The following is a 14,939-nucleotide window of genomic DNA, read 5'->3' on the forward strand; positions in this document are numbered from 1 at the left end:
GTCACCGCGCCAGTATGGCAGCGCTCAGGTCCGCAGCACCACGTCCGCCAACTCCGCCGGCTGCTCCGCCGCGATGAACACCGCCTCCTGCGCAGCCCACCGGTCCCACTCGCGCGCGAAGGACTCGCCGTCGCGCGCGATCGCGCGCGCCCACCGGGTGTCGTCGTCGGCCTCGAGCCACACCCGCAGCGATGCGAGCGGCGCGGATGCCCGGGAGAGCGCACCGCACCCCTCGACGACGATCGGCCGTGCCGGGTCCACGCCGGCCCACTCGGCAGGTCGCGAGGCCACCCAGTCCCAGCGCCGGTAGCCCGACGGCTGCCCCAGGACGTCCGTCACCACGGCCTCCGCGGCGGCCTGCAGCCCGTCCCACCCGGGGTAGACGTCGTCGAGGTGGACGATCTGCGCACCGAGCCGGTCCGCCAGGGAGTCCCCCAGCGTGGTCTTGCCGGTCCCGGACCTCCCGTCGACGAGCACCACCAGCCGCGCACCCGAGGCCGTCGCGGCCCTCGCTGCCGAAGCGGCGAGCCCGGCGACCCGGTCGGCGGCCGGCCGCGCCGACACCTCAGACACGCCACGTCCCCGCACCCACGGCGACCGCGATCGACACGACCCCGATGCCGACGAGCACCCCGACCATCGCCCACTCCGGCCCCGCGAACCGAGCAGTCCGTGCCCACGTCCGCCGACCGGGAGCACCGAAGCCCCGCGACTCCATCGCCACCGCCAACGTCGTCGCGCGCCGGAGCGCCAGCACGAGCAGCGCGAACGCCATCGACGCCCCGCGCCGCAACCGCCCGGTGTCGGCGACACCACGCGCGCGTCGAGCCATGCCGAGCTGTCGCCAGTCGTCCCCGAGGAGCGTCGTCATCCGAATGGCCGCGAGCGCACCGAGCACGAACCGGGCCGGCAGCCGCAGCAGCTGTGCGAGTCCGTCCGCGAGGTCCGTCGGGTCCACGCGGACGAACAGCGCCACCGCGGGCAGCCCCACCGCCAGCACGCGCAGCGCCGTGGCCAGCGCGAGTTCGAGCGATCCATCGGTGACGTGCGCGAACCCGAGGTCGAACCAGGAACGCCCCGAGGGCCGCCCGTACAGCGCGATGCTCAGCGCGGTCAGCGGCACGGCGACCAGCACCGGTGACGTCCGCAGCAACAGGGTGCGCGGCGGGATCCGCAGGAGCGGCAGGAGCAGGACCTCGAGCACGAGCGCGACGGCCGCGGACACGACGTCGAGACTCAGCACGAGGCACACGCCGAGCGCGAGGACGCCCAGCAGCGACGCCACCGGCTGGACACCGCGGGCCCCGCGTGCGCGCGTGGTTCCGTCGGCCCCGCCTGGAGGCACGGATCGCCCGGGCAGACCGGCCGCCGTCCCCGGGGCGGTCACCGTCGCACCCCCGTGGCCGGGTCGCGCAGGACGGGTCGCGCACCCGCTGCCCCGAGCACGACCTCGTCGGCGTCGAGCGCGCGCACGAGGTCCCGGTCGTGCGTCACCGCCACGATCGCGGTGCCGGTGTCGGCGAGTTCGCCGAGCCGGTCGACGACGGCCTGCCAGGTCGCACGGTCCTGCCCCGAGGTCGGTTCGTCGAGCACGACGACGGGCGGTCGGGAGGCGATGACCGTCCCGATCGCCAGCCGCCGCTGCTCCCCACCGGACAGCGTGAACGGGTTGGCGTCCGCGAGGTGCGCGAGCCCGAACGCGTCGAGGAGCTCGTCGACCCGCTCGTCGACGTCCTCGGCGCCGAGCGCCCGGGGGCCGACGGCGAGTTCCTCCCGCACGGTGCGGGCGACGAACTGGTGCTCGGGGTCCTGGAACACCGTGCCGATCCGGGCGGCGAGCTGCCGGCTGGTCCACGCCGCGGGGACGTCACCGGTACCGTCCGCCAGCGCGGGGGTGGCTCGGAGCGCGCCGTCGGCGGGCCGGAGGAGTCCGGCGAGCGTGAGGCCGAGGGTCGACTTGCCGATGCCGTTCGGACCGGTCACGGCGAGCACCCGGCCGGCGCGGACGTCGAGGTCGATCCCGGTGCCGACCCGCTGCCGCTTGCCCCGGGCGGTCCCGAGGCCGCGCGCCTCGAGCAGCACGCCGCCCGACTCCGACCCGGCGAGCTGCTCGGCGCCTGCCTCCGTGACCAGCTCCGCGAACGGGCGGAATGCACCCGGTCCCCCGCGCTCGACCCCGTGCATTTCGCCCGTTCGCGCAGGCGTGCGGGGGCCGCGGCGGGCCGAACCACGCGCGGGTTCGGAGCCGGGCACCCACACCCCGGCAGCGGTGAGGGCCGGACCGTGCGCCGCGAGGACCTCGGCCGGGGCCCCGTCCGCGACGACGCCGCCCGCCGGTTCGAGCAGCACGAGCCGGTCGACCAGGTCGAGCCACGTGCCGATGCGGTGCTCGACCACGAGCAACGAGCACCCGGTCTCGTCGAGCAGCGCCCGCACGGCGTCGTGCACCTGGACGACGCCGGAGGGGTCGAGGTTGGCGCAGGGTTCGTCGAGCACGAGGGCCCCCGGGCGCATCGCGAGCACGCCGGCCAGTGCGAGCCGCTGCCGCTGACCGCCGGACAGCCTCGTGGTGGACCGGTCGAGCGCCAGGTCGAGCCCGACGACGTCGAGGGCCGACCGCACCCGCGGCCAGATCTCGTCCCGCGGGACACCGGCGTTCTCGCACCCGAACGCCACGTCGTCACCGACGCGGGACATCACCGTGTGCGCCTCGGGGTCCTGCATGACGAGGCCGACGCGCCCGCGGACGGCGCGGGGCTCGGCACCGTCGACCAGGACCGTGCCCTGGACGGCCGCGGCGGTGTCGTCGTCGGGGTCGGGCTCGTCGGGCAGCACACCGGCGACGGCCCGGAGCAGCGTGGACTTGCCGGCGCCGGAGGGCCCGACGATCGCGACGCGCTCCCCCGGCTCGACGGTCAGGTCGACACCCCGAACGGCCCAGGCGTCACGTTCCGCGTACCGCCACCCCCAGTCGGAGAAGGTGATCCGTGCGGCTGCGGTGGTCACGCGACGGCACGGGTCCCGCGCCTGGAGTGCTCACGGCCCGCGGCGAACGAGGACAGCACGCCCGTCGCGGCGAGCGCACGGACCAGGAGCCACGACCCGACACCGGCGATCACCGCGCCGGACACGATCGCGGACACGACGTAGACGACCTTGAACGCGACGTCGAGGCCCGGGTACCAGAGGAACGTGTCGTTCAGGCCGAGTGCGAGTCCAGCGGCTGCACCGGCGAGCACGACGACCGGCAGCCGGTACACCCTGTACAGGAACAGGGCGAGGACGATCTCGGCGCCGAGGCCCTGCACGAGGCCGGCCTCGAGCGTGAGCCAACCCCACTGCGTGCCGAGCAGCGCCTCGACCGAGGCGGCCACCATCTCGGCGTAGAGCGCGGCGCCGGGCTTGCGGACGACGATCGCGACGACCGGCCCGGCGAGCAGCCACACCCCGCCGAAGAGCGCCTGCGTGCCGGGCAGCACGAGTGCCGCGACGGCGCTGATCGGCTCGTAGCCGAACTCCCAGAGCTTGAACACGACACCGATCGCGACGGCGAGGACGCTCGCGACGACGATGTCGACGACCCGCCAGCGCAGCGAGCGCCTGACGGGGGTGGACGGAACGGCAGGTGACGTGCGTGTGGACATGGTCCTGGACTCCTCCCTGCGCCGGCATGATCCGGATCAGGTTCGACGGTCGGAGCGCCACTCGCTCCCTCTCAGCCCGGCGATCCCGGACTCCCGTGTGTGTCCTGTCAGTCTAGACGCGGTCGCGACCGCATGACGGATCGCGACCGCACATCGGACTGGAGGCGCGTGGCGGGCCCGCCACGTCCTCCCTCGCAGGCTCGGTCGGCGCGGCCCGCGTGCCGCTGGCGCGTCACCGCTGAGCGGTCCGCGCCAGTCCGTCATCCGCTACTTCTTCAGGACCCGCACCAGCTTGCGCAGGACGGTGCCGGTCACCCAGATGACGGGCACGCTCACCGCGAGGAGCGAGATCAGGTTCGGCTCGAACTCGAGGTCCTTGCCGGGGCGGCGCACGTAGGCGCCGATCGGGACGGAAACGGCGCCGCCGCCACCGCCGCCGTTCTCGTCGCCGTCGCCGCCACCGCCGAACCCGAACCAGCCGAGGGACACCGGGATGAGGGTCTGGTCGCCGACCTCGACCGGCTCCCCGTAGTTGGTGGACACGCCCACGGGGCGCACCTTCTCTGCGATCTGCGTGACGATGTTGGCCATGCGCGCGAGGCTACTCGTCCGTTCCTCCACAGGCGGCGGCGCGCCGGAACCATCCACGGCTGGGGCTTGTCTGCGGACGCGGACGGGTCCCGCCGATATGTTGGCGCAACCCACACCTGGAGGACCGTTTGCACACCTGGCCCGGCAACCCGTACCCGCTCGGGGCGACCTACGACGGGAGCGGCACGAACTTCGCGCTCTTCAGTGAGGTCGCCGAGCGCGTCGAACTCTGTCTCTTCGACGACGACGGCGAGGGCGGCACCACCGAACTCTGCATCGACCTCGTCGAGGTCGATGCGTACGTGTGGCACGCGTACCTCCCGAACGTCGGCCCCGGACAGCAGTACGGCTTCCGCGTGCACGGCGAGTACGACCCCGCGACGGGGTCGCGCGCGAACCCGCACAAGCTGCTGCTCGACCCGTACGCGAAGGCGACGAGCGGGGACATCGACTGGGACCAGTCCCTGTTCTCGTACACGTTCGGCGACCCCGACTCGACGAACGACGAGGACTCGGCGTCCCACATGATGAAGGGCGTCGTCATCAACCCGTTCTTCGACTGGCAGGGCGACCGCGCACCGCGGACCCCCTACGGCGAGACGGTGATCTACGAGGCGCACGTCAAGGGCCTCACCGAGACCCACCCCGACGTGCCCGAGGAACAGCGCGGCACCTACGCCGGCGTCTCGCACCCGGCCGTCATCGAGCACCTCAAGCGACTCGGCGTCACGACGCTCGAGCTCATGCCCGTGCACCAGTTCGTGAACGACTCGACCCTGCAGGACAAGGGGCTGTCGAACTACTGGGGCTACAACACCATCGGGTTCTTCGCGCCGCACTCCCACTACTCGTCGTCCGGCGACCAGGGACAGCAGGTGCAGGAGTTCAAGACGATGGTGCGCGAGCTGCACCGCGCGGGCATCGAGGTCGTCCTCGACGTCGTCTACAACCACACCGCGGAGGGCAACCACCTCGGTCCGACGCTGTCGTTCCGCGGCATCGACAACGCGGCCTACTACCGCCTGGTCGACGACGACAAGCGCTACTACATGGACTACACGGGCACGGGGAACTCGCTCAACGTCGGGCACCCGCACTCGCTGCAGCTCATCATGGACTCGCTGCGGTACTGGGTGACCGAGATGCACGTCGACGGCTTCCGCTTCGACCTCGCGTCGGCGCTCGCCCGTGAGTTCTACGAGGTCGACCGGCTGTCGGCCTTCTTCGAGCTCGTGCAGCAGGACCCGATCGTCTCGCAGGTGAAGCTCATCGCCGAGCCGTGGGACGTCGGCCCCGGCGGGTACCAGGTCGGCAACTTCCCGCCGCAGTGGTCGGAGTGGAACGGCAAGTACCGCGACACGGTCCGTGACTTCTGGCGCGGGGAGTCCTCGACGCTCGGCGAGTTCGCCTCGCGCATCTCCGGCTCGGCGGACCTCTACGAGCACGACGGCCGTACGCCCAAGGCGAGCATCAACTTCATCACCGCGCACGACGGCTTCACGCTGTACGACCTCGTCGCCTACAACGACAAGCACAACGAGGCCAACGGCGAGGACAACAACGACGGCGAGAGCCACAACCGTTCCTGGAACTCCGGTGCCGAGGGACCGACCGACGACGAGGCCGTGAACGCCCTGCGGCTGCAGCGTCGACGGAACTTCCTCGCGACGCTCCTGCTCAGCCAGGGCGTGCCGATGATCGCGCACGGCGACGAGCTCGGCCGCTCGCAGTCGGGCAACAACAACGTCTACGCGCAGGACTCCGAGCTGAGTTGGATCGACTGGGAGACCGCCGACGACGACCTCGTGCAGTTCACCGCCGACGTCGTCAAGCTGCGGCACGACCACCCGACGTTCCGCCGCACCCGGTACTTCAACGGCCGCCCGGTCCGCCGCGGCGAGGGCGAACCGCTGCCCGACGTCGTGTGGCTCACCCCGTCCGGCGACGCCATGGAACCCGAGGACTGGGACTCCGGCTTCGGCAAGAGCGTCGGCATGTACCTGAACGGCAACGGGATCCGCGGGCGTGACGTCCGCGGCGACCGGGTCACCGACGTCGCGTTCATCACGTACTTCAACGCGCACGACGACACCGTCACGTTCACGCTGCCGCCGGAGGAGTACTCGCCCGGCTGGACCGTCCGGATCGACACCGCAGAGCCGGGTGCACGCGACGAGGTCATCGAGGCCGGCACGCCGCTCGACGTCCCCGCACGGTCGATGATCGTGCTCCGCGCCGAACCCGACCACGAGGTCACTGTGACGTCCGTCGACACGGACTCCTCTCGCCCGGCCACGGTCGCGCCGCAGGACGCCGTGACTCCGGCGAACCCCGCGGGGGCGACGGCTCCGTCCGACACCAGCGGCGGTCAGCAGTGACCGCGCGGCGGGTCCCGGCGTCGACGTACCGGCTGCAGGTCACACCGGACTTCGACCTCGCCGCCGCGACGGACGTCGTCGACTACGTGCGGGACCTCGGAGCGGACTGGCTGTACCTGTCGCCGGTGCTCCAGGCGGAGCCCGGATCGCAGCACGGCTACGACGTCGTGGACCACGCGCACGTCGACACGGAGCGCGGTGGCGACGCCGCGCTCCGTGCGCTCGCGGACGCGGCGCACGCCGCCGGGCTCGGCGTCCTGATCGACGTCGTGCCGAACCACGTGGGCGTCGCGACGCCCGAGGCGAACCCGTGGTGGTGGTCCCTGCTCGAACTCGGGCAGGGCTCCCCCGTGGCCTGGGCGTTCGACGTCGACTGGGCCGCCGGCGACGGCAAGCTCCGGGTCCCGGTGCTCGACGACCGGCTGCTCGACGGAGTCGAACTCCGCGGCGGCCGCCTGTACCTCGGCGACACCGCCTACCCGACCGCGCCGGACACCGTGCACGACGGCGACTCCGTGGCGGACGTCCACGCTCGCCAGCACTACGAGTTCGTGCACTGGAAGCGTGCCGACCACGAGCTGAACTACCGCCGGTTCTTCGCGGTGAACACCCTGGCGGCGATCCGGGTCGAGGAGCCCGAGGTCTTCGCGGCGTCGCACGACACGATCGGCCGGTGGTTCCGTGACGGGATCGCCGACGGTCTCCGGATCGACCACCCGGACGGCCTGTACGACCCGGCCGGGTACCTGCAGGACCTCGCCGGGCTGACCGGTGGGGCGTACACGCTCGTCGAGAAGATCCTCGAACCGGGCGAACAGCTGCCCTCGTCGTGGCCCGTCGACGGCACGACCGGATACGACGCGCTCGGCGTGCTCGACCGGGTGTTCATCGACCCGGCCGGTGAACCGGCACTCACCGCGGCGTCCGGTGCCGAGCCGTCCGACTGGCAGCAGCTGACGCACGACACCCGCCGTGGCATCGCCGACGGGATCCTCGGCAGCGAGGTCGAACGCCTCGCCCGACTGCTCGGCCCCGTCGCGCCGGACGTCGACCACGCGTCGATCGTCGACGCCGTGGCCGAGGTCGTGGCGTCCTTCGACGTCTACCGCACCTACCTGCCCGAGGGTGCCCACCACCTCATCGACGCCCTCGAGCGTGCTGCGTCGAACCGTCCGGAACTCGATCCCGTGATCGACCGCATCGCGCCGGCACTCGTCGACCCGACGAACGCCGCGGCGATCCGCCTCCAGCAGACCAGCGGCATGGTCATGGCGAAGGGCGTGGAGGACACCGCGTTCTACCGGACCTCGCGGTTGACGTCGCTGAGCGAGGTCGGCGGCGACCCGAGCGTGTTCTCGGTCTCCGTCGAGCAGTTCCACCAGGCACAGCGCGACCGCCTCGGCAGCTGGCCGCACACCATGACCACGCTGACCACGCACGACACCAAGCGCAGCGAGGACACCCGTGCCCGCATCGCCGTCCTGGCGGAGCTCGGCACGGAGTGGGCGAGCACCCTCGACCGGCTGCAGTCGCTCGCGCCCCTCGACGACGCCGTGCTGGCCGACCTGCTCTGGCAGGCGATCATCGGCGCGCGTCCGGCGAGCCGGGAGCGCCTGCACGCCTACGCAGAGAAGGCCTCGCGCGAGGCCGGCGACAGCACCACGTGGACCGAACCGGACGAGGACTTCGAGCGCCGGATGCACGCGCTCGTCGACGCCGCCTTCGACGACCCCGCCGTGGTCGCGGTGCTCGACGCCCTCGACGAGCGGATCGACGCCGCCGGATGGTCGAACGGCCTCGGGCAGAAGCTCGTCCAGCTCACGGCGCCCGGCGTCCCCGACGTCTACCAGGGCACCGAGTCCTGGGACCGCTCGCTCGTCGACCCGGACAACCGACGCCCGGTGGACTACACCGAGCGCCGGCACGTCCTGGCGGAACTCGACGGACCGGACGACGACGGCCCCGAGCAGTTGCCGACCATCGGCATCGACGGGGCAGCGAAGCTCCTCGTGACGAGCCGCGCGCTCCGACTCCGCCGCGACCACCCGGAGCTGTTCACCCGGTACCTGGCACTCGAGGCCACGGGCAGCGCGGCGGACCACGTGCTCGCGTTCGACCGCGGTGGTGCCGTGACGATCGCGACACGCCTGCCGATCGGCCTCGAACGGGTCGGTGGCTGGGGCGACACCCTCGTGCACGCCGTGCCGCTGGACCGCGTGGACCTGCTCACGGGTCGGACCGTGCCGGCGGGTCGGGGCATCGCGCTCGCCGACCTCCTGACGGACTACCCCGTCGCACTGCTCGTGCCGGCACACGTCGTCGAACCGACGGACCACGGCACTGCCGCGACGACGGGCGCGATCGCTCCGACTCCGGTCACCGAGTCCGACGCGCAGGCCGACATCGACATCCTGGAGGGCCACGCATGACCGCACCCGACCGCTACGCCGTCTGGGCCCCGACCCCGGAGCGCGTGCGCCTGGTCGTCGACGGCACCGAGTACCCGCTGACCCGCGGGGACGACGACTGGTGGACGACCGACGCGATCATCCCCGTCGTCGGTGCCCGCTACGGCTTCCGTCTCGGCGACGACGACGCCGTCCGACCCGACCCGCGCAGCCGGTACCAGCCCGAGGGCGTCCACGGACCGTCCGAGGTCGTCGACCCCGCGCGGTTCTCGTGGACCGACGAGGCCTGGACCGGGCGTCCGGCGCGCGGGGGCGTCATCTACGAGATGCACGTCGGCACCTACACCCCCGAAGGAACGCTCGACGCCGCCGCCGCCAAGCTCGACCACCTCGTCGAACTCGGCGTGGAGTTCGTCGAGCTCCTCCCCGTCAACGGTGTGAACGGCGAGTGGAACTGGGGGTACGACGGTGTCGCGTGGTTCGCGGTGCACGCGCCCTACGGCGGCCCGGACGCCTACGACCGGTTCGTCGACCGGGCGCACGCGCTGGGTCTCGGCGTGATCCAGGACGTCGTCTACAACCACCTCGGCCCGAGCGGCAACTACCTCCCGCTCTACGGCCCGTACCTGCTGCAGGGACTCGGCAACACGTGGGGCGACTCCGTGAACGTCGAGCACCCCGAGGTCCGCCGCTACGTGCTGGACAACGTGCGGATGTGGTTCCGGGACCACCACGTCGACGGGCTCCGACTCGACGCGGTGCACGCGATCCGGGACACCACCCGACCGCACGTGCTGCAGGCGATGGCATCCGAGACCGACGCGTACTCGGCCTTCGTCGGGCGGCCGTTGTCGCTCGTCGCGGAGTCGGACCTCAACGACCCGGTCATGTTCCGGCCGCAAGAGGCCTCGGGCTACGGCCTCGCTGGACAGTGGTCGGACGACTTCCACCACGCGGTGCACGTGGCCCTCACCGGCGAGACGAACGGCTACTACGCCGACTTCGCCCCGTTGTCGGCGCTGGTGAAGGTCCTCGACCACGGGTTCTTCCACGACGGCACCTGGTCGTCGTTCCGGCGGAAGCGGCACGGGCGACCGATCGACCGAGGGACCTCCCCCGCGACGGCGCTCGTCGTGGCGAACCAGAACCACGACCAGATCGGCAACCGCGCCGCCGGCGACCGCCTCGCCGCGACCGTCAGCGACGAGGGGCTCGTGATCGCCGCGGCCCTGACCCTGCTCGGGCCGTTCACGCCGATGCTCTTCATGGGCGAGGAGTTCGCCGCCTCGACGCCGTGGCAGTTCTTCACGTCGCACCCGGAGCCCGAGCTCGGGAAGGCGACGGCCGAGGGACGCATCCGGGAGTTCGCGGAGCACGGGTGGGACGAGTCCGCCGTGCCGGACCCGCAAGACCCGTCGACGTTCACGAACTCGAAGCTCGACTGGGCCGACGTCGACTCCGACCGAGGGGCGAGGATCCTCCGCGCCTACCGGGTGCTCGTCGCGCTGCGCCGCACGGACGAGGCGTTCGTCGACCCGCGGTACGAGGCGAACGCCGTTCGGTTCAGCGAGGACCGCCGCTGGCTCGTGCTCACGCGGGGGTTGCTCGGGCCGGACGTCCGACCGGTGCACGTCGTGGTGAACTTCCTCGACGACGCCGCCGAGGTGCCGGTCCCCGGAGCCACCGGCGAGGAGCTCTACCGCTTCGGCGAGGCCGAGGTCGCGACGGACTGCGTCCGCTTCACCGGCCGAGGTGTGGTCGTCCTGCGCTGACCAGCGCACACCGAACGGTCCGTGGCATGTCCGCCGCGGGCCGTTCGTCTGTCCGTCCCCGGCCGCGAAAGCGACAGGTTCCCGCCGCGATCCTCCGGGAATCTGTCGTGCTGCCGTCAGGAACGCCACGCGGATCCGCACGGAGTCGCTTTCGCAGCACCACCGTCGGCGGACGCCGCGAACACGCACGGGAGGCGCGGTGCCAGCTGGCACCGCGCCTCCCGTCCGTTCGTTCGTCGCCGGCCGTCAGGCCGCGTGGTCGGCGACCGCGTGCGCGTTCGTCCGCACGGAGGGCAGCCGACGGTGGTCCTTGACCAGGGAGCGCGCTTCGCGCAGCCGCCGGTCGATGCCCCACTTCGTGACGAGGGTGAGGCTCTCGCGGACGATGTTGCCGCTCATCTTCGAGACGCCGAACTCGCGCTCGGTGAAGGTGATGGGCGTCTCGACGACGCGCAGGCCGGCCTCGAGGGCACGCCAGCAGAGGTCCACCTGGAAGCAGTACCCCTTCGACGCGACACCGGCGAGGTCGATGCGCTCGAACGCCCGGGAGGTGAACACCCGGAAGCCGCCCGTCGCGTCCCGCACGGCGATGCCGAGGGCCAGACGCGTGTAGAGGTTCCCGCCGCGGGAGAGCATCTCGCGGTACCAGGGCCAGTTCTCGACCTTGCCGTGCTTGATCCAACGGGACCCGAGGACGAGGTCGTTCGTGTCCGCGAGCTCGATCATCCAGGGCAGGTACTCGGGGTGGTGGGAGCCGTCGGCGTCCATCTCGACGAGCTTGTCGTAGCCGTGCTCGAGGCCCCAGGCGAACCCGGCGAGGTACGCCCCGCCGAGGCCGTCCTTCACGGTGCGGTGCATCACGTGGACCCGGTCGGTCTCGCGGGCGATCGCGTCGGCGATGTCACCGGTGCCGTCCGGGGAGTTGTCGTCCACGACGAGCACGTGCACGGTGTCGTCGGTCGCGGCCAGCGTGCGCGTGACGATGGGGCGGACGTTCTCCGCCTCGTCGTAGGTCGGGATGATGACCAGGGTCGTGCTCATGATGCTCCTTGCGCTTGACATCGAAGATATCGGTCGGGTCCTGCGTCAATCCGACGAGAGGTCTGCGAACACGATCAGATTTTCCGTGTAGTGCCCTGTGGCCGTGTCGAAGGTGCCGTCGCAGGTGATGAGTCGCAGCTGCGGGGTGGGTGCGGTGCCGTAGACGTCGCTCGTCGGGAACGCGGACTTCGCGGCCCGCTCCGACCGGTCCACCGTGAAGGTGCGGGTGGTGCCGTCGGACATCGCGACGTGGATCTCGTCGCCGGCCACCAGCTCGTCGAGCCGGAAGAACACGGCTGCGGCGGTGGGGCTGTCGACGTGCCCGGCGATGACGGCGGGGCCGACCTCGCCGGGGACGATGCCGTCGCTGAACCAGCCGGCGCTGTCCCAGTCCTTCGGCGGGTCGAGCTCACCGGCGGCACCGCGGTGGAGGTCCTCGAGGGAGGACGACACCCCGATGGCGGGGATCGTCACGCTGACCGGGGTCGCGTCGGAGCGGTCGGTGGGGGCTGCGGGGTCCTGGAACCCGGCGGTGCCGTTGCTCCCGGACGACGGCGAGGACGTCGCCGGAGCGGCCGGCGCGCCCGCGGTACCGGACGTGCCGTTGGTCGTCGCGACGGCAACCCCCGCGACCCCGCCCACGACGACCACCGCCGCGACGACCGCGCCCACGACGACTCCGCGCCGCCGACCCGACGGCCCGAGACTCGGCCTGGGCGACGTTGCTCGGGCACCGGACCGCGAGTCTCGTCGCGCAGCCCGAGACTCGGCCCCGCCAGCCCGAGACTCGGCCCCACCACCTGCACCGGCACCGCGCGCGCGGCGCCGGCCGGTCACGAGGCCCCTCCCGCCGAGGTCCCGCACCCGCCGAGCACGTCCGAGGTGAGCATGGTCGCGCCGAGCGCCGCCCACGCGTCCCCGTAGTAGGTCGGCGTCGTCGCGGCCGTCCGGTCGGCCCGGCGCAGGTCGGCGGTCGCCGCGGAGGACTGCCCCGCCGCCTGCTCCGCCGCGGCCCGGGCGACGTACGCCAGGGCACTCGTGTCCCCGGTCACGGGCGTGCCGCCGAGGTCGAGCTGCGCCGCGAGCTGCGTGCTCCGCCGGAGCGTCGGCGCGATCGACCCTGCGAGGGACCGATCCGCCGCCGCACACCCCTCGGCGTACCGGAGCGGCATCCGCATCGCGTCGTAGCCGTACAGCACGCGGCCGTCGCCACCGGTCGCCGGCATCGGGTCGACGCTGCCGTCGGCGTGCACCTGTGACCAGTCACTCGGCAGGTCGGACTCGTCGAGCACCGCTGCGGTGACCGCACGGGAACCCGCCGACAGCGCCGTCCAGCGGTCGTCGCCCGTCGCCTTCGCGAGGACCTCGAACGCCGCGGGCGATGCGTACGAGGCGTCGTACCGGTACGGCTCGGAGTCGGCCCACGGACCCGGCAACAGGATCGTGCCGAGGTCCGTCGTCGCGGTCTCGTGCTCGAGGATCGCGGACGCCATGGTCTTCCCCGCGGCCGTGTACCGCGACTCGCCCCACTCCGAACCGGCGAGCACGAGGGCCCGCGCGGCGTCGAGGTCGGCGTCGCTCGCGGACTGCCCGTCGGCGACACCCTCGGCGGGTGTCCACCGCCAGGCGAGCAGGTCGTCGTCGGTCAGCAGGTGCCGCTTCGTCCACGACCAGATCTCGCCGAACGTCTTCCGGTCGCCGTTCGCGTAGGCGATGAGCAGCCCGTAGGCCTGCCCCTCGCTGACGGTGTCGCCGCCCTGGTCGGTGCGGACGACGCGCCCGTCACGGACGTACCGGTCGAGGAAGTCCGTCCGGAGCTGCTCCGGCGAGCGCGCCGCGTCCGGCGCCGCGGAGGACGTCGGGGTCGACGCACCTCCGGCCTGCGGCGCGGGGTCGCCCCACGGGCGCACCGCGACGAGCGCGATGCCGACGGCGACGACCAGCGCGGCTGCGGCGGTCACGGGGATCCAGGTCCTGCGGGTCATGCGGCCTGCCTTCCTGAGTGGGTGCGGGGGTCGGACTGGAGGCGCGGATCACGTGAGCGGATCGGCTGCGGTGATCCGCGCCTCCAGGCCGGTGCGTCAGCGGAACAGCGAACGGAGGGTCGCGATGACCGCGTGGACCGCCTGCGTGGTCGGGTCGGCGGCTGCGCCGCCACCGCCGGTCTGCACGCCGCCGGACGGTGTCGTGGCCGTGGCCGCGGCGTCCGTGACCGGGACGACCGTGAGGTCGCCCTTGCTGTCGTCGAGCACGAAGAGCGTCGACACGGTGTTTCCGGCCAGGTCGACCTTCGCGGTGCCCTGCTGCCCACTGCCGGAGACGTCGAGCGTCCACTTGCCGGCGTCGACGGTGGCGTACTTCGTGGCGGTGCCGAACGCGGCGCCCTCGGCGACGGCGGTCCCCTCGGAGGTGCTCACGTCGACCTTCTTCGCGGTCGTCGCGGCCTGGACGAGCCGGAGCTTCGCCTTGCCGTCGCCCGGCTGCTGCAGATCATCGGTGAAAGCCGTCGTCTTCAGGGAGTCGTTCTTGCCGTAGGCGACGACGGTGCTCGCGTCGCCCTTGTCGACCGTGACGTCGGTGGAGATCACGGGCGTGGAGTCGGGGGCGTTCGCGGCGCGCATCGAGAGGACGTAGGTGCCGACCGGGAGCTGCTGGTACGGGCTGACCTGGCCGTAGGTGACGTCGTCGAGCTCGAACACCTTCTTGCCGCCGGAGAGGCTCGACAGTTCGACGTCGACGCCCTTCGTGTCCGGGGAGAGGTGGCCGACGCGGAGCCAGCCCTCGTCGCTCGTGGTGGCGGCGGGCGTGGCGGCGGTGGCTGCTTGCGGGGCGAGGCCGACGGTGGCGGCCACGAGGGTCGCGGCGAGGGCGCCGACGACGAGGGTGCGGGTGCGACGAGGTGCGGGCATGGTGGTGCTCCTTCTGGTCGTGGTTCGGGTCTGGTGCTGCTGGTGCGGGCGCGTGTGCGCGTGCGCGGCTCGGCCGGTCACGCGAGCGGGCTCTTCCGGTTCGGTCACGTGGCTGATTCCCGTGTGTTTCGCCCGCTCGCCGGATGCGCTCCCCACCGCACCGTGACGCCGATCCCGCGAGCGGGCTCTTCCGGTT

Annotated in this window: 12 protein-coding genes and 1 riboswitch; of the genes, 3 read left to right on the forward strand and 9 right to left on the reverse strand. The window is 72.5% G+C overall.

The genetic code is table 11. The features are described 5' to 3' along the window. Positions 1 to 24: 24 nt before the first annotated feature. From FS532_RS13090 to FS532_RS13110, 5 genes are all read right to left on the reverse strand, one after another. Positions 25 to 573 carry an ATP-binding protein gene (locus FS532_RS13090; protein ID WP_260852685.1) on the reverse strand — a complete coding sequence of 183 codons (549 nt, stop codon included), beginning with the start codon at positions 571 to 573 and terminating at the stop codon, positions 25 to 27. Then, on the reverse strand, positions 566 to 1,285 hold the full coding sequence (locus FS532_RS13095; RefSeq protein WP_260852686.1) for an energy-coupling factor transporter transmembrane component T family protein: 720 nt from the start codon (positions 1,283 to 1,285) through the stop codon (positions 566 to 568). The genes FS532_RS13090 and FS532_RS13095 overlap by 8 nt, the downstream gene beginning before the upstream one ends. Positions 1,286 to 1,383: 98 nt before the next feature. Beyond that, positions 1,384 to 3,006: an ABC transporter ATP-binding protein gene (locus FS532_RS13100; protein ID WP_144755000.1), complete on the reverse strand. Its 1,623-nt coding sequence runs from the start codon at positions 3,004 to 3,006 to the stop codon at positions 1,384 to 1,386. After that, the gene (locus tag FS532_RS13105) at positions 3,003 to 3,644 is read right to left on the reverse strand and encodes an ECF transporter S component (protein WP_144755003.1); all 642 of its coding nucleotides are present in this window, start codon (positions 3,642 to 3,644) and stop codon (positions 3,003 to 3,005) included. Before FS532_RS13105 ends, FS532_RS13100 begins: the two co-directional genes overlap by 4 nt. Beyond that, positions 3,641 to 3,750: riboswitch (TPP riboswitch) on the reverse strand. Its footprint overlaps the gene before it by 4 nt. Before the next feature lie 161 nt (positions 3,751 to 3,911). Next, entirely contained in the window at positions 3,912 to 4,235 is a 324-nt protein-coding gene (locus tag FS532_RS13110; protein WP_079238514.1) for a hypothetical protein, read from the reverse strand. A gap of 128 nt (positions 4,236 to 4,363) precedes the next feature. Here FS532_RS13110 and glgX point away from each other — a divergent pair, with 128 nt between their 5' ends. Genes glgX through treZ form a run of 3 tightly spaced genes read left to right on the forward strand, consistent with a single transcriptional unit; the run spans position 4,364 to position 10,793 of the window. Then, positions 4,364 to 6,613 (forward strand): glycogen debranching protein GlgX, encoded by a 2,250-nt coding sequence (gene glgX, locus FS532_RS13115; RefSeq protein WP_144755006.1) that lies wholly within the window; start codon positions 4,364 to 4,366, stop codon positions 6,611 to 6,613. Further along, the gene (gene treY / locus FS532_RS13120; RefSeq protein WP_144755009.1) at positions 6,610 to 9,042 is read left to right on the forward strand and encodes a malto-oligosyltrehalose synthase; all 2,433 of its coding nucleotides are present in this window, start codon (positions 6,610 to 6,612) and stop codon (positions 9,040 to 9,042) included. The genes glgX and treY overlap by 4 nt, the downstream gene beginning before the upstream one ends. Then, positions 9,039 to 10,793 carry a malto-oligosyltrehalose trehalohydrolase gene (gene treZ, locus FS532_RS13125; protein ID WP_144755012.1) on the forward strand — a complete coding sequence of 585 codons (1,755 nt, stop codon included), beginning with the start codon at positions 9,039 to 9,041 and terminating at the stop codon, positions 10,791 to 10,793. The genes treY and treZ overlap by 4 nt, the downstream gene beginning before the upstream one ends. 246 nt (positions 10,794 to 11,039) lie before the next feature. On the opposite strand, the gene FS532_RS13130 is transcribed toward treZ, so the two are convergent. From FS532_RS13130 to FS532_RS13145, 4 genes are all read right to left on the reverse strand, one after another. Continuing rightward, positions 11,040 to 11,834, reverse strand: coding sequence for a polyprenol monophosphomannose synthase (locus FS532_RS13130; protein ID WP_222121990.1), 795 nt, complete (start codon positions 11,832 to 11,834; stop codon positions 11,040 to 11,042). Between the two features lie 45 nt (positions 11,835 to 11,879). After that, positions 11,880 to 12,506: a class F sortase gene (locus FS532_RS13135; protein WP_222121991.1), complete on the reverse strand. Its 627-nt coding sequence runs from the start codon at positions 12,504 to 12,506 to the stop codon at positions 11,880 to 11,882. A gap of 161 nt (positions 12,507 to 12,667) precedes the next feature. Beyond that, positions 12,668 to 13,819: a glycosyl hydrolase family 8 gene (locus tag FS532_RS13140; protein WP_144755018.1), complete on the reverse strand. Its 1,152-nt coding sequence runs from the start codon at positions 13,817 to 13,819 to the stop codon at positions 12,668 to 12,670. A gap of 96 nt (positions 13,820 to 13,915) precedes the next feature. Then, entirely contained in the window at positions 13,916 to 14,743 is an 828-nt protein-coding gene (locus tag FS532_RS13145; protein WP_144755021.1) for a DUF4397 domain-containing protein, read from the reverse strand. Positions 14,744 to 14,939: the final 196 nt, after the last annotated feature.

The sequence above is a fragment of the Curtobacterium pusillum genome (assembly GCF_007673235.1).
Lineage (GTDB): Bacteria > Actinomycetota > Actinomycetes > Actinomycetales > Microbacteriaceae > Curtobacterium > Curtobacterium pusillum_C.

Bases quoted from the DNA above. Each gene is read 5' to 3' on its own strand.
- FS532_RS13110 (WP_079238514.1), bottom strand. From the start codon at position 4,235: ATGGCCAACATCGTCACGCAGATCGCAGAGAAGGTGCGCCCCGTGGGC.
- FS532_RS13145 (WP_144755021.1), bottom strand. From the start codon at position 14,743: ATGCCCGCACCTCGTCGCACCCGCACCCTCGTCGTCGGCGCCCTCGCC.
- FS532_RS13105 (WP_144755003.1), bottom strand. From the start codon at position 3,644: ATGTCCACACGCACGTCACCTGCCGTTCCGTCCACCCCCGTCAGGCGC.
- FS532_RS13140 (WP_144755018.1), bottom strand. From the start codon at position 13,819: ATGACCCGCAGGACCTGGATCCCCGTGACCGCCGCAGCCGCGCTGGTC.
- FS532_RS13130 (WP_222121990.1), bottom strand. From the start codon at position 11,834: ATGAGCACGACCCTGGTCATCATCCCGACCTACGACGAGGCGGAGAAC.
- treZ (WP_144755012.1), top strand. From the start codon at position 9,039: ATGACCGCACCCGACCGCTACGCCGTCTGGGCCCCGACCCCGGAGCGC.